Origin of the sequence: Prevotella aurantiaca (assembly GCF_015262605.1) — a bacterium.
GTDB classification, from domain to species: domain Bacteria; phylum Bacteroidota; class Bacteroidia; order Bacteroidales; family Bacteroidaceae; genus Prevotella; species Prevotella aurantiaca.
Genome location: NZ_JABZSJ010000046.1, coordinates 1 through 21,712 on the forward strand (window position 1 = coordinate 1; position 21,712 = coordinate 21,712).

A 21,712-nucleotide genomic window follows, 5' to 3' on the forward strand; every position below is an offset into this window, starting at 1 on the left:
TTATAGCATAATATACTATGAATCAGAGGAATATTAGGATTTTAAGGGTGGACTAATTATAATTTTCTTTGCGCTTATTACTTTCCTCTTTAAACAGATTTATTCATCTTTGAAGCGTTGAGAATATCAAACTAATAACTAGTCATCCCTTAATATATATATATCAGCATGAAGCTTTTACTTACAAGTTCTATGCTGATATATATATTAAGGGATGACTAAATAAGTTTTGGATTCTCATTTATTTCATTGAGCTTTATCCTCTCTGGAACGAATATAGCTCTATTATGAATCATGAAATTACCACTCTTGCCATTATGTACACCTTGCTCTTCCATACTCTTTCTTCAACATCATTTATATCATACGAATCTGCAATTCTCCCATGCTGAGAACCATTCTCCTTTTCTTTTTTAAGGTGCAATGTGAGCCACAATGGAAGCAGTTTTCTGTCATCGAAAACTTTTTTGCTTATAACTATAGTAAATAAAGGGGTATAAAGAGATTTTAGGTCTCATTTTGTCATATAAGTCTTTATTTAATATTTCTTATGTTCATCTTTTAGATGTAAATTGTATGGATACCAATCCTCAACACCATTTTCTAATTGAATACGAAGCCAATACCTGTCAATAGTTTTGTCTATTACTTCAAAGTTTACATGTACAGGAATCCATTTATAATCATATTCTGTAAGTTCCGATAATTTTTTCTTAATCAATCGTTTAGGGCTATTTTTTGCTTCATTTGAGTAGTGATTGGCTATTATTAGCGAGTCATTTTCGTACTTAATAAGGAAATTCTCAGATACATTTATATATTTTTCATCTCTTATTATATACATCTGCAGACTTTTTATGCCTACTGGCTTAACATATCCGCTAAAGTTTGAAAATAGAGTATCGCCATTTTCGTGATAAGTTCGTGCATATTCTAAGAATTTAGCTTTATTGTTTTCTTCTGAATAGTATTCTGTAGAAGGTCTATGATCGAAGTGGAGGTAAAATTTTGTCGAATCCATTACGCTCTTTTCTTTACCATCTACAACAATCTTTTTAAAATCTTCAATACCACCTTGAATGCTGTTTGGTATAAAATATTTACTTAGCCAGTATTTAGTTGTGTACTCATCAGTTTTATTGTGATAAGGATTGTCGTCGTGGCACGAAGCCATTACTACTGCTGTGAGAAGTAATAAGATATTCTTTTTGTTCATAGCTGTTTTTTATTATGGATGGATATTTAATATAGCTCTCATTTTAAGCTTATAATTTTGATTGTCTTGTTTATTAGTATTTTTTTGTCATAAAAAAAGATTTATTAGTTTTTGCAAAGATAATAAATAATATTTAAAATAGTTATTAATAAATTATGATTTATTATTTTATAATTAAAAACTTGATGAAATATAATTATAATTTTCTTTGCGTTTATTACCTTCCTCTTTAGACAGATTTATTCATCTTTGAAGCGTTGAGAATATCAAACTAATAACTATACTTTTGGCTGTTTACTTTTGATTTAACAACATATAATCCACAAGTTATTATAACTTTCTTGCGCTTAAGATAATTTACCCCCTATTAAAGTATACCTTAAAAGAGATGGAAAGTAGTTAGAATTTGTAGGTTATGGCACCGAAAGGAATACAGCCACCATTCAACCTATAAGAGAAGTTGAATGAAAGTTCATCTTTCGACGGATTACCGATAAGATTATAAAGTCCAAAGCGAAGGAAAAATTTAGAATTCTTAAATTCCTTTCTAAACGCATAACTAACATCTATACGATAGCGCGTTGGGTCGCGTTGGGTACGGAACGTTTCAAGTTTATTATTCTCATCTCCGTAAAAAGAATCATAAGGGAACTTTCCAGAATTAACAATACCACCAATTGTGAAGGCAGAATGCTGGAAAATATCGTATGAAATAAAAGCATTAAAATCGTGTGGGAGGTCGAACAATGATGGTATTTTACCAAGTTTAGGAAGTTCGGCATACCATTCGCGACTCTTAGAGAAACTATAAGACAGCTGCCAACTAAATCGACGCCAACGATTATACATATATAGATTTATACCATAGCTTTCCCCATTGCCTTCCATCATATACTTATCCCAATTGCTATCTTCGATGAACGAGTTCGGACGGAAGGCCAATAAGTTGTAACGACGCTTGTAATAAACCGACAAGTCGATAATGCCAGCAGGTAGATAGTGTTTCCAACCCATTTCATAATGCGTTGCCGATAAAGGCTTAAATCCCTTTATACTGGGCATAATAAAGTCGAATGGGGCAGAAATATTTGAAACAAGTACATGGTGATAATATTGTTCCATACGCAAAAACGTAAGATAGAACAAATCTATATTGTTTACAGCAGCCTTTAATGTCAGACGTGGCTGTAAGCTTTGATAATTCTTGTAGTTCTTAGGCGCATATAAAACATAATGTAAACCCGCTTGAGCATAGAGCCAATTCGTAAAGAATATGCGGTTATCCAAGAACGCAGAAAACTGTCTTATAGGCTCTTTCACATTGTATAAGCCCTTACCAAAACCAGAAAGTTCGTATTGTTCAATATTTGTTTTTAGTCCTAAGTTCACCTTATAGTGCGAACTCATCTGATAAGAGAACTCAGTATTGGCATAAAAACGCTTTGAACCATTAGTAACAAACTTATCTGCACGAAGTATAAACGCCTCTGCGTCGGCGCTACTTCGATTATTACTATATGCAATTGCTGAAGAATTGGTAAGTCGGCGATTTATTATTCTATTGAATTGCAGGGTGTATAGTAGGGTGTTCCACTCCAAAACTGCATTCTTGTAGTTATTATTCGGCTCCTTGTATTTATCATTTGAATTATAAACTGACAATTGTAACATTGTAACTGAGTCTAAATTCCAAGCCAGTTTAGCATTAACATCGTTAAAGATATGCGTAGAATACTTATTCGAACTAAAATACTTATCAATCAAATCAAGCCAACTTCGCCTTGCGCCCACCAAATACGACAATTTATTCTTCACAATAGGACCTTCTGAAACAGTCGAAGCCGATGCAACATCGAGCGATAAAGAATGTTCAAATTTGCTTTTATTTCCCTCACGAAGTTTCACGTCCATTACTGATGAGAGGCGCCCTTCATATCGCGTAGGTATATAACCATTGTAAAACGAAACCGATTTGATAGCATCGCCATTAAAGATTGGAAGTAATGTATTAAGGTGATTAGGACTAAAAACAGGAAATCCTTCAAGCAACGTAAGGTTTTCGTCAGTTCCACCACCTGCAACATTGTAGCCAGTATTGGCAGTAGAAAGCGAAACACTGGGTAATATTCGCACTTGAGAGAATAGATCTGAATTGCTAAACGACAACATATTAGAAGGCGAAGCGTCGTTTAAATCTTCTTTGCTCTTACTCCGTTGCACTTGCACATTCTTTATTTGGTATGGAGTTGCGGCCAGTGCAATGGTCTTCTGCATATTATCTTGCATATTGAGCGTCTGCTCGTAAGGAGAATAACCCATATAGGAAACCGATATTTTTCCTTTTCCTCGATTTAGCATAAGAGAAAAAGCGCCATTCTTATCGGTTGCAGTAATGGTTTTAATTCCCTTTCCATCAGTTATCTTAATAGTTGCACCAAATAACTTCTCTCCTGTTCCTTCCTCCTCTACAACACCAGAAAGGAAGACACTTTTTGTCTTTTGAATATCTATTTTCAAACGTCTATCTAATCCAACAGATAATTTATACTCGTAATCCTTAAGCAATGTAGCAAGGAGTTGTTTCACAGTTATCTTTCCATAACGTTGAAACTTTACCATTCGCGTAAGATCAATGCTGTTTGAAGGATAAGAAAGTTCGATATGCGCCTGCTTTTCTATGAGATTAAACCAGCTTTTCACAGTTGCAGGTTGCATATCAATAGTTAGAATAAAGTCTTCAATTGAAGGTTCACTCTTTACTATTTGGGGAAGTTTTTTCTTGCCTTGTATCTGGATAAGCAACTTACGATTATCCATAGAAATAAGGTTATATTCGTAGTCTCCTAGTATTATGTTAAGCAACTGCGATACCTTTATTTTTCCCGATGCACCAATCGTAACTTTTTGTTTCAGGTCGATTAACGTCGGATTATATGAGAGTGTTGCCTTCGCTTTGCGTTCAATATGCTGAAACCATGTAAGCACAGTGGCAGAAGAAGCATCTATTCCGATGACTTCTTCTGCCACTGCATTTTGTCCGTACGCCACTAACGTGACGAGTAAGAACACTATTGATAAAAGCAATCTAGGCATTTATCTCATAATTAACAATTATTTGTGCATTTTAAAATGGATAGATGATACTGCTTCGTATTGGCAGTTACAAAGAATAGCCAGCTCGGCAACAGCTTCTTCTGGACTTTCTGTGCGCAATTTAGTTGTAATTCTGTTGTTTGAAAGTCCTTTTTCCATTTCTATGCGTACGTCCATTCCTTTCTCTATTTCCTTTATTGCTGTTGCTAAAGGTGTGTTGTTGAACACAAATTCTCTAACTTCTCCTGCTTTTTTCTTTTGTTTGCTTGCAATTAACTTTCCGTTTTCATTTACAACAGCTTCTCCTTGGGTAAGAGTAACAACCTGCGAATTAGCTGAAACACGAACTCGACCAGTTGCTACAGCTACACTTTCAGCACCTTGTTCTTCTGCATTCACTGTAAACGATGTACCTAATACTTCTACCTTCAAAGCACCTGCCTCAACTGCAAAAGTCTTTTCTCCATGTTCAACATCGAAGAAAGCTTGTCCTTCAAGTTCAGCAAGACGCTTTCCTTCTTCTTCTTTAAACGTCAATGACGCCTGAGGAGAAAGCGTAACACTTGAGCCATCAGGAAGTGTAACCATATTTTCTGTTGGAGTATTATTAGCATATGTTGCTATTTCTGCACCATTTAGGTAATGATACGCAAGTGTACCAATACCGATGAGCAGTAAGAGCGATGCTGCGATGTTGAATATACGTCGCAATGTTAATACTCTTGTATTATATTGTGTAGTGGCATCTGTCAAACGGTTTTCTATTTTATTCCATGCAGTTTCTACATCATATTCCATGTTTTTTGTGGTTTCTGCCTGTGCCATTATACTTTTTAGCATATCGTATTCAGCCCTGTTGGCATCTTTATATACCATCAAAGTTCTCTTTTCACCCTCTGCAAGTGGCTCATTTGCAAAGTATTTACCCAGAATTTCGTCTATTTCAATTAAGTTTTTCATAAGTTCAGTGCTATTGATATAAGTAGTATCACAGTTGTAACAATAGGATTGGCAGCAATATAAGCTCTGATTATCTTAATAGCTTTGCCTATATGGTTCTCAACTGTTTTCTCTGAGATATCCAAATGTGCCGCAATTTCTTTGTATTTCATCTTTTGCAGTTTGCTCATAGTAAACACCTCTCTACATTTTGGAGGCATTTCTTCTAACACTTTCTCTAACAATTGCTTGTAATCAGTAGTCGGATTGTTTTCCGAATCTTCTGCAGCTAGCTTCAGAGTGTTATCGTCATGCGATATTTTCTCGTATGTTTTGTTGTTATTCAAGAACGTTAAGCAGTTGTTGCGTATAGCCACTTTCATGTAAGCAAGCATTTCTTCTTCGGGCAAACAGTCTTTCTGTTTATCCCAAACGCTAATAAAAAGTGTCTGCACGATATCTTCACAATCGTCTCTATCAGCAATATAACCATTTGCTATTTTGCATAGCATTGGGTAATACTTTTTAAATCGCAGCCTAAATTGTTCTTTTCTGTTTTCACTCATTATATTTGAAGGAGTATGACACTTATGTCTTAACCTCTCCTAAACGGCAGTACAAAGGTACAGTAAATACTTTTATTTCCATTCGTTTTTATGTTATAAAATATTTCTTATCGTCTTTATTCATAGAAACAGCATAATGATAAAAACCCCTATTAGGCACATGTGCTTTATTAACATGATTTATTATTATGCCCGAAAATATCTTGATGTTTTCCAATGGATAATATTTTTTCTTTGTATATTTGCATTCATATAACAACATTAAAACTTTTAAAAAGAGAAAAAGTCAAAGGTATGGAGATAGTTAAAGATAAAAAATACGGAGGGGAACGCCCACTATTTGGCGTAAAAAACTTACGCATGGAGAACATTGAGATTGTAGATGGTGAGTCAGGCATTAAGTGTTGCGAGAATTTAGAGTGCCATAACTCTCGCTTTTATGGCAAATATCCATGGTGGCATGTTGATAAGAGCCTTATAACGAACTGTTATTTTGCTGCAGGATCGCGCTCTGCGATTTGGTATTCGAACGATATGATAATGAAAGACAGCATTATTGATGGTCCAAAATTCTTCCGTGAAATGAAGAATTTAATATTGGAGAACGTTAAAATCAATGATGCTGACGAGACTTTTTGGAAGGTTGATGGACTAAAGATAAAGGATGTTGAGCTACATGACGGCACTTATCCTTTCATGTTCTGCAATAATATATATATAGATGGCCTTGTTTCAGATTCCAAATACGTCTTCCAATATTGCAAAAATGTAGAGGTTCACAATGCAAAAATAGTAACAAAGGATTCGTTTTGGGAGTGTGAGAATGTTACAGTGTACGACTCTGACCTTAACGGAGAATATCTAGCATGGCATAGTAAGAATGTTAAACTAGTGCGTTGCCACATTAGTGGCGAACAACCATTGTGTTATCTTGATGGAATAACATTGGAAGATTGTACCTTCGATGCAGCTTGCGACCGTGCATTTGAGGACAGCCGCAATATAAATGCACAGATAAAAGGAACTATCAGCGAAATAAAGAACCCTATTTCAGGCAAGATTGTTGCTGAAAAAATTGGCAAAGTAACTTACGACGAATATGCAAAGGGTAAGGATTGCGTAATCGAAGAGAAGTAAAAAAAGACAAAAACACCTATGGGAAAATACAATTTCGATGAGCTTGTCAACCGACGTGGCACAAACTCTGTGAAGTGGGACGAGGAAAAAGAAGACGGAATTATTCCGCTTTGGGTGGCAGATATGGATTTTCCAGCTGCTCCAGCTATTCGTCAAGCAGTAGAAAAACGTGCTCAACATGGTATCTTTGGCTATGCAATTGTGGGCGATAGCTATTATGATGCCATAACAAACTGGTTCAAGCGTCGCCATAATTGGGCAATAGAACGCGACTGGATAATTTATACTACAGGCGTAATACCTGCTATTAGTGCAACAATACACGCCTTGGCAATGCCTGGTGAGAAAGTCTTAATACAAACACCTGTCTACAATTGCTTCTATTCTTGCATTCGTAATCAAGGTTTGCAGGTTTTGGAAAGTCCTCTAAAGCGAGATGGAAACACGTATATCGTAGATTGGGAGGACTTTGAAGCGAAGTGTGCAGATAAGAAAACCACGCTATTTCTTCTTTGTAACCCTCACAATCCTGCTGGTCGTGTATGGACAAAGGACGAGTTAGCACGTATGAATGAGATTTGTATGCGCCATGATGTAAAGGTCATCAGTGACGAAATTCATTGCGAACTCATAATGCCAGGCTATGTCTTCACTCCTTTTGCTACTGTTAATGCCGAATGTCAACGAAATAGTGTCGTCTTCAACTCGCCTACCAAGAACTTCAATATAGCAGGTTTGCAAATTGCCAACATTATCTGTGCTAATAAAGAATGGTATCGACGTATTGATCGCGCCATCAATATCTTTGAGGTTTGCGATGTTAATCCGTTTGGACCATTGGCACTTGAAGCTGCTTATAACGAGAGCGAGGAATGGATAAACGAACTTATGCCATACATAGCGAACAACTATGCACTGCTCAAAGAGACCTTTGAAAAAAACTTACCAAGCTATGAAGTCTTGAATTTAGAGGGGACTTATTTAGCATGGGTAGATATTCGAAAGAGTGGTTTAACTGCTAATGCAATAACGGATAAGCTACTTCGTGAAGGAAAAGTACAGGTAAACAGTGGCGTTATATATGGCGAGAATGATGGCGAGGGCTATATCAGAATAAACCTTGCCTGCCCACGAGCCACATTGCAAGAAGGATTGAAACGTATTGTAAACGTGTTGAAAGCCTGCGAATAATCAAGGAAGAAAGAAGTTCTATAGGAATGGCAGTCTGGCAGTAGCTTAGATAACGTTGATGATACAATAGAAGAGCTTGTCAGCAATGGTTTGTTGTATGTGCAGATAGACCATGCAACACCTCCCAACCTATCAGCTAACCTAATAACACATTAGACAATGGCAACAAGTAAGTTTCTTTTTCAGATGATGTTTGCCTTACTTCCAATTGAAGGAATGGCACAGACAACCGATGAAGGTATTAGGCATCTTCAAAGAATGGATAGTCTTAAGAGCTATGCCAATGCTGCGGTAGACAGCTTGAAAAGCTTGGGTGTTACGGAATACATGAAGTATAAGTATGGCTCAAGACAGCTTTCAGTGGTGAAAGGAATAAAGGGCGAGTGTATGTCTACGCACGAAATGATGATGAATGCTCTCTCTGTATTATGCAATCAGAACAGAATATATGCACAAAAGCTGAAAGCTACTTATAATCTAACCAATATTCGCATTCACACCAATACGGAAATCTTTTTCCACCACATGATAGACACCTATCTTCTGACATCTTTCTCGTCTGCCAACAAGAAACTAATGCAGCTTATAGATTCACTAAAAAATAGAGAGTATATTTCTTTCAACCCTATGTTTGAAATATCTCACACCTGTTATATCTTTTGGCACAAGGGTTATCTTGCTATAGTTTTCGTACCCAATAGTTTTACATTCAGCCAGAAGATAAACGATAAGATTGTCAGTACGACGAAAGAAGTACTCGACCATTATAATGAGTGAGGCTATATAGTAAGCGTTTTGAAAGGCTGCGAGTAACGCTGAAGCAATTCTGAAACAATAAAAAACAACTCCCAAACTTTCTAAAAGAGGTTTGGGAGTTGTTGTATAATAAGGTTAGAGTTCTATTCTTATCGCTTAGTAATTGATAATTTTACTCGTATAAGTATGTCCCTTAGCATCAGCTACACGTACGATATATACACCCTTCTGCAATGGAAGTACAATAGGAGATGCAGTAGAAATGTTGCGGAGTGCGATAGTTTTTCCTTGCGTATCGCTAACGGTCAGCGACACAATGCCTTCAAATCCATTAACAATGAGCGCACCTTCATGATAGTTTACAGATGGTTTGAAGTTGGCAACATCGGTAGTTGCAATTCCAGAAGGCGTAATATCGCGCAACGCTACACGTGCAAAGTAAGGCAACAAGTGGTCGCCCATCTTTGTAAAGAAGCCACTAATATATGCGTAATCGCCCGAATCGTCTACCTTAATAAAAGAAGCGATTTTGTTTGGCTGGTCGTTTATCTTCAACGTAGACGAGAACTTAGCACCATCTTTGGTAAGTACATTGATGAAAGAATGGCCGATTTCAACAACATCACCACCTACAACTATCACATTATCGCCAACAACTCTTGAGCCAAACACAGCGAGATTCTCTTTTTCTGGCGATTCTGTGAAGTACGTTGGGCGTGGATCGTAGGTATCATATATAGATCCATCCTTGTTAATAACACAAGTAAGGAAACGCTCTCCGCATTCAGTAGTAAGGAAATCGCCACCTACTAATATCCTGCCATCGCCATAAGGTGATATTGATTTAACGAATCCGTCAAGCTTAGGCTGGCGGAAATTGCGATCGAGTGTACCATCGGCATTGATGCGTACAAGTCTTTTATGAGTGAAACCACCATCGTATCCACCGAAAGAACCGCCCATATAGATTGCTCCATCAGGCGCCATCCATATTGCATCTACGTTTGGCGAGCTCTTTAAGTGTATCTCTTTGTCGGTAGGAAGGAATGTTTCGTCTCTCGTACCATCTGCATTGAAACGTGCAATGAGCGGTGCCAGTTTTCCATTGATACGATTAAAGCAGCCCGCAACATAGAACTGACCATTGGGCAGCACAATTATCTGTTGCAGTTCTACCTCTGTTACATTCTTATGATTGACTATTTCAAACTTATTATTGTCTTTAAAAGTTTCGTCAAGGGTACCATCGGCATTGAGACGCACCATCTTTCCGACTTCCTTATCGTTATACTTGCTAAAGTGTCCCACCACAATATACTTGCCATCTGGTGTTTTTGCTACTGCGGCTGCATAACTATCAAAGCCTTTTCCGCCTTTGTTGAAGGTCTCGTCCTCCGTTCCGTCAGCATTCAAACGTATCAATCCACCCACATGTCGGTCGCCCACGTTGTAGAAAGCGCCTGCACAGATGGTCTTTCCACCATCTTCCATCAACATTGATAGTACGTTTCCATCAAGTCCTGGTTTGTAATTTACATCAACTTCTCCAGCTTTTAGCTGTGCATTAGCAGACAACGCAAAGGCAGATGCCACTGCGACAAACGAAAATTTAACTAATGTTTGCTTCATAAGATTTACTTTTTTTGATGAACATAAAGGTAGGGTTTCTGTTCTCCCGTTCCCTAATTTATAGATTGTATAGACCACAAAGTTAGTTATATTTCATTATATATGCAAAGCATTTAATGATAATTTTCACACAATATATGCATATTTTTACATCAAAGCTAAATATTTATTTTATCAATATGGCGGATTTTTTGTCTTATTGATAATTACATTTGGAGGTAAAATCTATATTTTATATCTTTGCCATGATTTATTTTTAACACAAACAACAACTTAAAACATTAAAGAATGAAGAAGTTTTTTACCCTATTAGTGGTCTGCGGACTATGCCTAAACATGAATGCGCAAGCATTAAAGAACAAGATTGTGCTTTCTATTGCACCTAATACGACTGACGTACAGTTTACTGTTAAAGTAGATGAAGGTACCAATTATTCGGTTGATTTCGGCGAAGGTGAAGCCACAAAGTCTTTTGAAAAGACTACAGAAGAGTTTATCACGGTCAAATATACCTTCACCAATCCGAAATCAGATGCACGCGAAATAACTTTAGATGCCACCCATCTTCTTTCTCTCCGTGCTGCTGCAAGCAAATCAATCAATGGTATTAAAGAAATCGTATCAGACAAAATAACCGAGTTAGGCTTTACTGCTACCAATCTTGATGCCTACTCTGCGTTAGATATATCGCAGTGTCCAGCATTGGTAAATGCTGTTTTCATAGGCTCAAACCTTGAATCTATAAAATTACCAAAAGGCAAAACGCTTGAAAGCATACAGGTTAGCGGAAGCTGGAGTGGTGAGAAAAAGGCACTCAAAGATATCAATTTAAGCGATGCAGAAGGCTTGAAAACAATACTCATCACCGATGCTGGGCTCACAGAAGTAGACCTTACGAAACAGCAGGACTTAGTAACGCTCTGTATTTACAATCCGCTTAAAATTGGTTTGCGCAAGATTAAAGGTGCCAAAGAGCTAATGAAAATTACTCGTCTGTGCTTAAATGGCAACAATTTGGGCTTCGACAAATTCCAGATAGAATTGTTGAGGAGGCTCCTCTTGAGCAATTCCAATATACCCAAAGCTATTATTACTTGGACAAAAGCAGGGTAAATAATAATACTATCAACTTAACCCACTTGTTAAAGGCTAAGGGAATAGCTACAAAAGAGCAACCTTCGTCGTTCACATGGGTATGGAAGACAGAAGAAAAGAACGCAAAGTTTGCAGCAGTTCCAAAGGAATGCATCAAAGAAGATAACGGAAAGTTCACCTTCGACCCTACTCCATTAAAGACAGATAAGTTTATTGTGGCTGTAAGAATGAGCAATCCTGGTTATCCTGAAATAGGTGGTAAGAAGGGATACTTGCAAAGTTATAATATCCATTTAGTGAAAGAAACAGCTAATAGCATTGCAACAGTAGCAACAGAAAAGGCTGTAGACTTTACCTTAACCGCTGATGGGGTTCAGCTCAATGCAGCAAATTCGACTCAAACATCTATCTTTAATGTAAACGGACAGAAGATATGGGAAGGTGTTGCGCCTGCAAATGTATCGTTACCTAAGGGTATGTACATTCTCAGTACAGCAGAAGGCAACACTAAATTTGTTCGATAACATAACAACAATAGGGTATCGAAAAAATCTTGACAACGTTTAAATAAACCGAATAAGCCGATTTCTCTTTGAACAAATTGTTATTCTATGTACCATTTTGTATGCAAGAAAAAGGCAAGAATATTGTTTATATTTTTCAATCTCTCAAGTGTTGTGTAATAAACTTATTATCAATAAATTACAAAACAGGCTCTTTTGCAATGCAAAAGAGCCTGTTTTACACGACAAAAGCGCCTATTTTGCCGTGCAAAACAGGCGCTTTTGAAATACCAAAGTGTAACTATCACTTTTTCATGTCATTTTCTTTACAAAACCGAAGCTATTTTTCGGTCTTTCTCATGCACTAAAAAGAGGAAGCTATTCCGCAGCAAACGTATTATTTTTCAGCCTTTTGTTTGAACCTTTCGGCTTGACTTTGTATTAGTTCAGCGTCTTCGAAATAGTTTATTTGCATCGCTGCTTTCACTTCAGCAAGGGTCTGTGCTGCTGTTTCACGGGCTGCTTCAGAACCCTTTTTCAAGATATTATAGATTTCAGGAATATCTTGTTCGAACTCTTGACGGTGCTTGCGAATTGGCTCTAACATCTTATTCAACACGTTATTGAGTAGTTTTTTGCACTTCATATCGCCAATTCCACCCGCTGTATAAGCAGCTTTCAGTTCGTCAAGCGATTTGAACTCTGGCCAAAATTCAGCAAAATCATCATCAGTAGAGAATGCGTCAAGATAGGTAAACACAGCATTTCCTTCAACATGTCCAGGGTCTGAAACATTCAAATGAGTAGGGTCCGTGTACATACCCTTCACCTTTGTCCATACAGTATCGGCATCGTCAGATAGATAAATACAGTTGCCAAGACTCTTGCTCATCTTCTCTTTACCATCGGTTCCAGGTAAACGACGTGCTGTCGCATTCTCTGGAAGCATGATAGTTGGCTCTACCAACACTGGCGCATATACTTGATTGAAGCGGCGAACGATTTCGCGTGCAACCTCCAACATAGGCTCTTGGTCTTCGCCTGCAGGCACAGTAGTAGCCTTGAAAGCCGCAATGTCGGCAGCTTGCGATACGGGATAACTAAAGAAACCCATTGGAATGTTTGCTTCGAAGTTGCGCATCTTAATCTCGGTCTTTACCGTTGGGTTGCGTTGAACGCGGCTAACGCTTATAAGATTCATAAAGAAGGTTGTCAGTTCGGATATTTCTGGAATCTGACTCTGTATGAAAAGCGTGCATTTCGTAGGGTCAAGACCTGCCGAAAGATAGTCTAACGCTACTTCGATGATGTTCTGACGAATCTTCTCAGGGTTTTCAGCATTATCTGTAAGCGCCTGAACATCTGCCATAAATACAAACATCTTGTCGAACTTTCCAGCATTCTGGAGTTCCACACGGCGGCGCAACGAGCCAACATAATGACCAAGATGCAACTTACCTGTGGGGCGGTCGCCTGTCAATATTATTTTTCCCATATCTTTTTTATCCTTTCTTTACAAGTTACTTTGCCGTAACTTGCATTTTTATTTGCTTGTTATTAACTATCTTTCAGTAGTTTTTTATCAGTCTACAAACGTTGTATCGTTTTCCTGTTTGCGCTCGCGGCGAGGGCGAACTACTGTATCTTGTACTTCTTTTTCCACCTCTATATTTGGTGCTGCAACTGTATCAACAGGCACTTCCGATACCGATTCTTGTTCTGTATCATAAGGAATGGTATCCATCGTTGTAGGTGTTGGATCGGGTTCGGTAGGATTTGGACGCAGCCATAAGTAGTAAGCACCTATGCTAAGGGCTATAATCAGCAAGCCAATAATAATTCCTAACAATAGGGTTTGCTTTTCTACCTTCATAGAAGTACCTTCTATAGGCTCTTGAATATTGTCATTGAGTTGTTCAAGTGGTTGTTCTTCGAGAGATTCAACCCCCGTAACGATGGGCAAAGTAACCTCCATCGTACCATGACAATGAGGACATTGGCATTCTATCACCTGTCCTTCGCCAGCCTCTACAATAAACTGGATACCGCAATTATCACATGTTATTTGATATTTCATAACTTAATGCTTGTAAAAACCTTATCGGTTGCACCCGATAACTTCTGTACAAAGTCGTTGGAAGCCTGCCCACTCTGTTGCAAATAAGCCTCATCAGAGCTGAACTTCTCTATAATCTGGGCAAAAGTTTCGTAGTTATTCACCTCGAAACCGCCTCCCGAAGCAAGTAAACCTTGCGCTTCAGCAAAACGTTTGTTGTTCGGTCCGAAGATAACAGGCATTCCCCAAACTGCTGCTTCCAACACATTGTGAATGCCAACGCCAAAGCCTCCGCCTACATAAGCAACGTTGCCATAATGGTAAATTGAAGATAACAGACCGAAACAGTTTATTATTAGCACATCGGCATCAGCAATTTCTGCTTCATTTGCCTCTGTATAGAGTACCGTTTTCTTCCCTTTTAATAACTGTAATATCTGTTGCAGATGGCTTTCAGCGATTACATGAGGCGCAATAATGAGCTTCCAATCAGCGTGTTCGTTGAAGTATTTAATGAAAATTTCTTCATCGAGCAACCATGAAGAGCCTGCTACGAACACTGGACGCTGCTTTATTGCATGGTCATCGTTCGCCTTTGTCTTGTCGTAGCCAATGAATTTCTCAACCAAAGGTAGCTGTTTGCTGGCTTCTTTTATCTGTAACACACGGTCGAAGCGTGTATCTCCCACTACCGTAACATCGTTTATGCCGATTTTTTTCAAGAGATCTTTGCTTAAATCATTCTGTACGAAGAAGTGAGAAAAACATTTCAGCACTGCGCTATACCGCTTTCCATACGACCGAAAGAAGATTTGGTCGGGCCGAAAGATACTTGACACACTGTAAACGGGTATGTTTCGATGGCGCAAAATGTGCAAATAGTTGTACCAAAACTCGTATTTAATGAAGAAAGCCATTACGGGACGCACGATACGCAAGAACTTTTGCGCGTTCGCCACCGTATCAATGGGCAAATAAGTAACGATATCTGCCTGCTCATAGTTCTTTCTTACCTCGTATCCAGAGGGCGAAAAGAATGTAAGAAGTATCTTATAGCTGGGGTATTCCTTCTTTATCTTTTCGATAAGTGGCCGCCCTTGCTCGAATTCGCCTAAGGAAGCTGCATGGAACCAGATGTATTTTGCGTTTGGGTCTACCTGCTTTTGGAGCACGTCGAAAGCTGCACGCTCGCCCATCCACATCTTTTTCACTTTGCCATTAAAGCGACTATAGAGAGCAATGCCAGCCTGATACGCATACATTATTATATTGTATAACATGGCTTTCCGTATTTGCGAATTAGTGCATAGTGCGTTTTAACCTAACACCTCAATAGCTTTGTGCAAACGATGCAGGGTTTCTTCTTTACCAAGGAAGGCTGAAATATCAAACATTCCTGGACCTTTGCCAATGCCAACAAGGGCAAGACGGAAGGCATTCATGATGTCGCCGAGTTTGTAACCCTTATCTTCAACCCACTTTAGTACGATAGGTTCTTGTCCTTCGACACTGAAGTCTTCGATATCAGCTAATACTTGAGAGAGTTCAGACATCTGTTCTGCAGAGTTTTCCTTCCATCGTTTCTTTGCAGTTTTAGCATCATACTCTGTTGGAGGAATAAAGAAGAAAGAACAAAGTTCCCAAAGTTCGTGTACGAAGTTTACACGGTCTTTCATCATGTGAACCACTTCTTTCACTTGTTGCATGGTTGCATCTACGCCATTATTGGCTACGATAGGTGCAAAAAGGTTTGCTATTTCTTCGTCATTCTTATGCAATATGTACTCATGATTGAACCAAATACCCTTCTGATAGTCGAACTTAGCCCCGCTCTTTGAGCATTTTGTAATATCAAACGCTTGTATAAGCTCGTCAAGAGTAAAGAGTTCTTGCTCTGTTCCAGGGTTCCAACCCAAGAGAGCGAGGAAGTTTACGACAGCTTCAGGGAAGTAACCGCTTTCTCTATAGCCCGAACTTATCTCTCCAGTCTTAGGATCTTCCCACTCTAATGGGAACACTGGAAAGCCCAAACGGTCTCCATCGCGTTTACTAAGCTTGCCTTTACCTTCTGGTTTCAGCAATAATGGAAGGTGAGCAAAGCGTGGCATGGTTTCTTCCCAGCCTAAAGCACGATATAAAAGAACGTGCAAAGGTGCGCTTGGCAACCATTCTTCGCCGCGAATAACATGGCTTATCTCCATTAAATGGTCGTCCACGATGTTAGCAAGATGGTAAGTTGGCAGTTCGTCAGCACTCTTATAGAGCACCTTATCATCAAGTATGTCTGTCTTAATGCACACATCTCCACGAATCATATCGTCTACGTGAACATCTGTTCCTGGTTCTATTTTGAAACGAACAACATATTGTTCGCCATCCTCAATGAGCTTTTCAACTTCTTCTTTGACAAGAGTGAGCGAGTTACGCATCTGCATACGAGTGCGAGCATCGTACTGAAAGTTCTCAATCTCGTTACGTTTAGCTTCCAATTCTTCAGGAGTGTCGAATGCTATGTATGCTTTTCCCTCGTCTAAGAGCTGGTTTACATAAGCCTTATAAATGCTACGGCGTTCACTTTGACGATAAGGACCAAGCTCACCACCATAGGTTACACCTTCGTCGAACTTGATTCCTAGCCAATGAAAGGCCTCAATGATATATTCTTCTGCCCCAGGAACAAAACGATTAGAGTCTGTATCCTCGATTCTAAATATCATTTCGCCTCCATGCTGACGTGCAAAGAGGTAGTTATATAATGCTGTACGTACGCCACCGATATGCAATGGTCCAGTAGGACTGGGTGCAAAGCGTACTCTTACTTTTCTTTCTGCCATTGGTTTAAAACAAAATTTTGTGCAAAATTACTCATTTTTTTCGACTATAAAGCTTTTTTTTTGTATTTTCGCATACTGATAAAGAATGGGAAAGTGTTGATACTTGCCCTTCAAGTGATAATTATTGGAGAATTCGTTGCACAGTAACGCTTTCCTATTTAATTAAGAATGGATTAGAAACAAAGGGTAACTCCTCGATAGAAAGCATTGCAATGTTTCTATAAAATATAAGAATAAAGATGATAAAATTCACCAATCCAGACAGTTTTATATGGCGTAGCCATGCTATAAGAGTTGTCTTAGTTCTCATTACATCGGCTATTATCATTGCTGTATTACCACGTACACAGGGTAAGGTATACCACTACGACGAAGGAAAGCCATGGATGTACGAACAACTGATAGCTAAATTCGATTTCCCTATCTTTAAAAGTGAAAAGACGTTGAAGAACGAACGCGATTCAATAATGAAGAATTTCGTTCCTTATTTCAATAGAAATGAAAACGTTGGAAAGGCAAAAGTAGCAAAATTCCGCCAAGATTTTAAAGCCGGCATACCTGGATTGCCAGGTGAATATGTGGATATTGTAGCGCAAAGACTGCAAGAACTATACGAAACTGGTATCATCAATGGTGCTAACTTCGCCTCTTTATTGAAGGATAGTAACAATATTGTACACATAGTAGAGGGCAAACAAGCAACAAGTAAGCCTGTAGGACAACTCTTTACAACGCTTGGCGCTTACGAAAACCTTTTTGCTACTCAACTATTGAACAATAAACGTTCTGAATTACAGCAATGCAACCTGAACGAATACATCGAGCCTAACCTTGTATACGACAAGAAACGCAGCGAAAGCGAAATGAATGACATGCTCAGTCTTATTCCTCAGGCTTCTGGCATGGTGCTTGAAGGGCAACGAATTATAGACCGTGGCGATATTGTTGACGCACATACTTATCGTGTTCTCTATTCTTTTGAGCAGGCAACCAAGAAGCGTAACGAAACAAAAGACCAGTTTACGTCTACGTTCCTTGGACAATCGCTTTATGTCTTCATACTTGTTATGCTGTTTACGCTTTACATCTCGCTCTTCCGCAAGGACTATTTTGCGAATCCAGGGTCTATTTTATTCTTATATGCCTTGCTCATTATCTTCCCTGTTATTACTTCTTTGATGATAAAGCACACTGTCTTCAGTGTTTACATTGTACCTTTTGCAATGGCACCTATATTTGTTCGCGTCTTCATGGACTCACGAACGGCTTTCAATTCCTATACTATCATGATCTTACTCTCAGCTGTTGCTGTGCGTTACCAATACGAGTTTATTGTTGTACAGCTTGTTGCTGGTCTTATAGCCATATTCTCTCTGCGCGAATTGTCTAAGCGTAGTCAGATATTCCTAACTGCTTTACTTGTTACTGTTGGCTCAGCTGCCATCTATTTGGCACTCCAACTGATACAAACAGACGACTTCTCTAAACTTGATAGGTCTATGTACACTCACATTGCCATCTATGGTGGTTTTCTTCTCGTTACCTATCCATTGATGTTAATTATGGAAAAGACTTTTGGTTTCGTATCTACTGTAACCATGTTCGAGCTGTCTAATACCAACAATGAACTATTACGACGCTTGAGCGAGGTGGCTCCAGGAACTTTCCAACACTCCATCACGGTGGGAAACCTTGGTGTTGAGATTGCCAGTAAGATACGTGCAAAGGGACAACTCGTCCGTACAGGTGCACTCTACCATGATATTGGTAAGATGGTTAATCCTGTTTTCTTTACCGAAAATCAAGTTGGTGTAAACCCACACGATAAGATTTCCGACTTAGAAAGTGCTAAAATTATCATTGGACACGTTACAGAAGGTCTCCGATTGGCTGAGAAATACAACCTACCTAATATTATTAAAGCGTTCATTACCACCCATCACGGCATGGGATTGGTTAAGTATTTCTACATAAACTACAAGAATGAGCACCCCGACGAGGAGGTTGACGAGGCACCATTCCGCTATCCTGGTCCAAATCCGTGGACGCGTGAGCAAGCCATACTGATGATGTGCGATACTGTTGAGGCCGCTTCGCGCTCGCTTCCAGAGTACACTGAGGAGAGTATAAGCAACTTAGTGAACAGACTTATAGACTCGCAGATGGCCGACGGCTACTTTACCGACTGCCCAATCACCTTCCGCGACATTAGTATAGCTAAGCAAGTGCTCATCGAACGTTTGAAATCAATTTATCATACACGTATCCAATATCCTGAACTGAAGTCGTAGTGAAATACGTTGAGGTAATTTTGCCGCTTCCACTTGAGGGAACTTTTACTTATGCCGTACCCGAAACACTGGTTCAAAAGGTCGTTCCGGGTGTACGCTTATTGGTTCCTTTCGGCAAAACAAAGACGTATATTGGTGTTTGTAACGTTGTTCCTACCGACCAACCTAATCAGAATAATACTGACGGAGTGGTGGAATACAAGTCCATTCTCTCCGTTCTCGACAACACACCCATACTGCTTCCGCAGCAGTTGCAACTCTGGCATTGGATAGCCGACTACTATATGTCGCCTCTCGGAGATGTTTACAAAGCTGCACTACCTTCTGGTTTGAAGGCAGAAGATGCTTATAAACCGCGTACTGAAGTATATGTTTGTCTAGGTAAACAGTTCCGTGGCGAACGCGAACTGCATATTGCATTCGACAGTCTTGCCCGTTCGGCAAAACAACAGAAGGTACTCACCACCTATTTGCAGCTTAGCGGTGTTGCCGAATCGCCAGAATTGGCAAGCCTTGATGTAATACAAAGTGGAGAAAACGAAGACTGCAAGATAAGAACCGTAACGCAAGAGGAGCTCATGAACGAGTGTCATTGCACGGCAGCAGTATTACGTGGTGTTATAGGAAAAGGCATCTTGCAAACCTATCGTAAGAAAGTAGGACGATTGAATAACAGTTATGGCGAGGTACAACCTAATGTTATTCACCCGCTGAACGAAGCTCAGAGCACTGCTTATGATAAGTTGTTGCTGCAAATGATGGCGCACAACGTCACTCTTCTACATGGTGTTACCTCATCAGGTAAGACCGAAATCTACATACATCTTATTCAAAAGGCCCTGCAAGAGCACAAGCAGGTGTTGTATTTGTTGCCCGAAATAGCGCTAACAGTGCAGATAACAGATCGTCTGCGCCGCATATTTGGCAACAAACTCGGCATTTACCATAGCCGATACAACGACGACGAGCGTGTAGAAATATGGAACAAGCAACTTTCCAGTACCCCTTACGAGGTTATACTTGGTGCTCGAAGTGCCGTATTCTTGCCTTTTCAACGTCTTGGACTGGTGATAATCGACGAAGAACACGAGACAAGTTTCAAACAACAAGACCCTGCTCCGCGCTATCATGCACGCTCAACAGCCATTGTTCTTGCCCAAATGTATGGGGCTAAAACACTATTGGGCACTGCAACACCATCTGCTGAAAGCTACAAAAACGCCCAGTTGGGAAAGTATGGACTCGTTACTTTATCGCAACGGTATAAGGATATCCAGCTGCCTGCTATTGAAGTGGTGGACGTAAAAGACCTTCGGAGACGTAAAATGATGTCGGGTCTGTTCTCTCCACACCTGCTTTCTGCTGTCAGAGAGGCTCTTCAGCGTGGCGAACAAGCTATTTTGTTTCAGAACAGGCGTGGGTTTGCTCCTATGGTAGAGTGCCATGTCTGTGGGTGGGTGCCACGATGTCCTAACTGCGACGTCTCTCTTACACACCATAAGAACATGAATTTGCTAACGTGTCACTATTGTGGATACACCGAACGGGTGCCAGAGCAATGCCCAAGCTGCGAAAGTAAAGACATAAAAGGGCGGGGTTATGGAACAGAAAAGATAGAAGACGAGATTCTAAACCTATTTCCTGACGCCCGTGTAGCGCGTATGGACTTAGACACAACACGTACAAAGAACGCCTACGAGCGCCTAATATCCGACTTTTCGGCTGGTAAAACAAATCTACTCATAGGCACTCAGATGGTTTCAAAGGGGTTAGACTTCGACCGTGTATCGGTTGTTGGCATACTTGATGCCGACAATATGCTTAACTATCCAGACTTTCGAGCTTACGAACACGCCTTTACAATGATGGCACAGGTAAGCGGAAGGGCTGGAAGAAAGGGCAAACAAGGTCGTGTTATCCTGCAAACTAAGAGTCCAGAACTGCCCGTTATACAGCAAGTTGTTAGGCACGACAATGCAGCTTTCTACTCATCGCTGCTCGAAGAGCGTGCTGCTTTTCGCTATCCGCCTTTCTTCCACCTTATATATATATACTTAAAACATCGTAACGACGACACTGTAAACTCGGCAAGTCTTGAAATTGGCTCCCGACTTAGGGAGATTTTTGGAGATAGAGTGCTCGGTCCTGACAAGCCATCGGTAGCCCGTGTGAAGACATTATATATCCGAAAGATTATCTTAAAGCTTGAAAACGGAGCCGATTACAAGTTGGCAAAGCAGTATTTACGCACGATAAAAGACGCTATGATGAAGGAGAAGCGTTATGGCGCACTCACCATCTACTACGATATAGACCCATTATAAAACCTTGTTACAAAAGTAAGAGAACTGCGGCGTAATGGACATTTGGTAGGCTGAAAAGCTCACGGATTTTAGTAATGGACAT

16 protein-coding genes are annotated in these 21,712 nt (G+C 39.6%); 7 read left to right on the forward strand and 9 right to left on the reverse strand.

Annotation, left to right across the window (positions count from 1 at the left end):
* Nucleotides 1-538: 538 nt before the first annotated feature.
* The 4 genes from HXN26_RS08225 to HXN26_RS08240 all read right to left on the reverse strand — a co-directional run bounded on the left by HXN26_RS08225 (nt 539) and on the right by HXN26_RS08240 (nt 5,814).
* Entirely contained in the window at nt 539-1,216 is a 678-nt protein-coding gene (locus HXN26_RS08225; RefSeq protein ID WP_273160539.1) for a hypothetical protein, read from the reverse strand.
* A 399-nt stretch (nt 1,217-1,615) separates the two neighbouring features.
* Nucleotides 1,616-4,285, reverse strand: coding sequence for a TonB-dependent receptor (locus tag HXN26_RS08230; RefSeq protein WP_273160541.1), 2,670 nt, complete (start codon nt 4,283-4,285; stop codon nt 1,616-1,618).
* A gap of 42 nt (nt 4,286-4,327) precedes the next feature.
* The gene (locus HXN26_RS08235; protein WP_273160544.1) at nt 4,328-5,269 is read right to left on the reverse strand and encodes a FecR family protein; all 942 of its coding nucleotides are present in this window, start codon (nt 5,267-5,269) and stop codon (nt 4,328-4,330) included.
* On the reverse strand, nt 5,266-5,814 hold the full coding sequence (locus HXN26_RS08240) for an RNA polymerase sigma-70 factor (RefSeq protein WP_025001252.1): 549 nt from the start codon (nt 5,812-5,814) through the stop codon (nt 5,266-5,268). The genes HXN26_RS08235 and HXN26_RS08240 overlap by 4 nt, the downstream gene beginning before the upstream one ends.
* A gap of 294 nt (nt 5,815-6,108) precedes the next feature.
* Here HXN26_RS08240 and HXN26_RS08245 point away from each other — a divergent pair, with 294 nt between their 5' ends.
* From HXN26_RS08245 to HXN26_RS08255, 3 genes are all read left to right on the forward strand, one after another.
* A complete protein-coding gene (locus HXN26_RS08245; protein WP_025001253.1) occupies nt 6,109-6,951 on the forward strand; it encodes a DUF3737 family protein in 843 nt (280 codons plus the stop codon).
* A gap of 18 nt (nt 6,952-6,969) precedes the next feature.
* A complete protein-coding gene (locus HXN26_RS08250; RefSeq protein WP_273160550.1) occupies nt 6,970-8,142 on the forward strand; it encodes a MalY/PatB family protein in 1,173 nt (390 codons plus the stop codon).
* A gap of 159 nt (nt 8,143-8,301) precedes the next feature.
* Nucleotides 8,302-8,919, forward strand: coding sequence for a hypothetical protein (locus tag HXN26_RS08255; RefSeq protein WP_273160552.1), 618 nt, complete (start codon nt 8,302-8,304; stop codon nt 8,917-8,919).
* Nucleotides 8,920-9,054: 135 nt separating this feature from the next.
* On the opposite strand, the gene HXN26_RS08260 is transcribed toward HXN26_RS08255, so the two are convergent.
* A complete protein-coding gene (locus HXN26_RS08260; protein ID WP_273160553.1) occupies nt 9,055-10,527 on the reverse strand; it encodes a T9SS type A sorting domain-containing protein in 1,473 nt (490 codons plus the stop codon).
* Between the two features lie 288 nt (nt 10,528-10,815).
* On the opposite strand from HXN26_RS08260, the gene HXN26_RS08265 reads away from it, so the two are divergent.
* Both HXN26_RS08265 and HXN26_RS08270 read left to right on the forward strand, forming a co-directional pair.
* A complete protein-coding gene (locus HXN26_RS08265) occupies nt 10,816-11,640 on the forward strand; it encodes a hypothetical protein (RefSeq protein WP_273160554.1) in 825 nt (274 codons plus the stop codon).
* Nucleotides 11,622-12,146: a hypothetical protein gene (locus HXN26_RS08270; RefSeq protein ID WP_273160557.1), complete on the forward strand. Its 525-nt coding sequence runs from the start codon at nt 11,622-11,624 to the stop codon at nt 12,144-12,146. The genes HXN26_RS08265 and HXN26_RS08270 overlap by 19 nt, the downstream gene beginning before the upstream one ends.
* Before the next feature lie 376 nt (nt 12,147-12,522).
* Here HXN26_RS08270 and trpS read toward each other — a convergent pair whose 3' ends face one another.
* The 4 genes from trpS to gltX form a co-directional block, all read right to left on the reverse strand.
* Nucleotides 12,523-13,620 (reverse strand): tryptophan--tRNA ligase, encoded by a 1,098-nt coding sequence (gene trpS, locus HXN26_RS08275; protein ID WP_273160560.1) that lies wholly within the window; start codon nt 13,618-13,620, stop codon nt 12,523-12,525.
* Nucleotides 13,621-13,707: 87 nt separating this feature from the next.
* Nucleotides 13,708-14,202: a viral beta C/D like family protein gene (locus HXN26_RS08280; RefSeq protein WP_273160563.1), complete on the reverse strand. Its 495-nt coding sequence runs from the start codon at nt 14,200-14,202 to the stop codon at nt 13,708-13,710.
* On the reverse strand, nt 14,199-15,461 hold the full coding sequence (locus tag HXN26_RS08285; RefSeq protein WP_273160566.1) for a 3-deoxy-D-manno-octulosonic acid transferase: 1,263 nt from the start codon (nt 15,459-15,461) through the stop codon (nt 14,199-14,201). The genes HXN26_RS08280 and HXN26_RS08285 overlap by 4 nt, the downstream gene beginning before the upstream one ends.
* A gap of 36 nt (nt 15,462-15,497) precedes the next feature.
* Nucleotides 15,498-17,015, reverse strand: a complete 1,518-nt coding sequence (gene gltX, locus HXN26_RS08290; protein ID WP_273160568.1) for a glutamate--tRNA ligase — start codon at nt 17,013-17,015, stop codon at nt 15,498-15,500.
* 239 nt (nt 17,016-17,254) lie between these two features.
* Here gltX and HXN26_RS08295 point away from each other — a divergent pair, with 239 nt between their 5' ends.
* Together HXN26_RS08295 and priA are read left to right on the forward strand one after the other, a co-directional pair.
* Complete coding sequence (locus tag HXN26_RS08295) at nt 17,255-19,306, forward strand: HD family phosphohydrolase (protein WP_273160570.1); 2,052 nt, start codon at nt 17,255-17,257, stop codon at nt 19,304-19,306.
* A complete protein-coding gene (gene priA, locus HXN26_RS08300; protein WP_273160572.1) occupies nt 19,306-21,630 on the forward strand; it encodes a replication restart helicase PriA in 2,325 nt (774 codons plus the stop codon). Before HXN26_RS08295 ends, priA begins: the two co-directional genes overlap by 1 nt.
* The last annotated feature ends 82 nt before the right edge of the window (nt 21,631-21,712 follow it).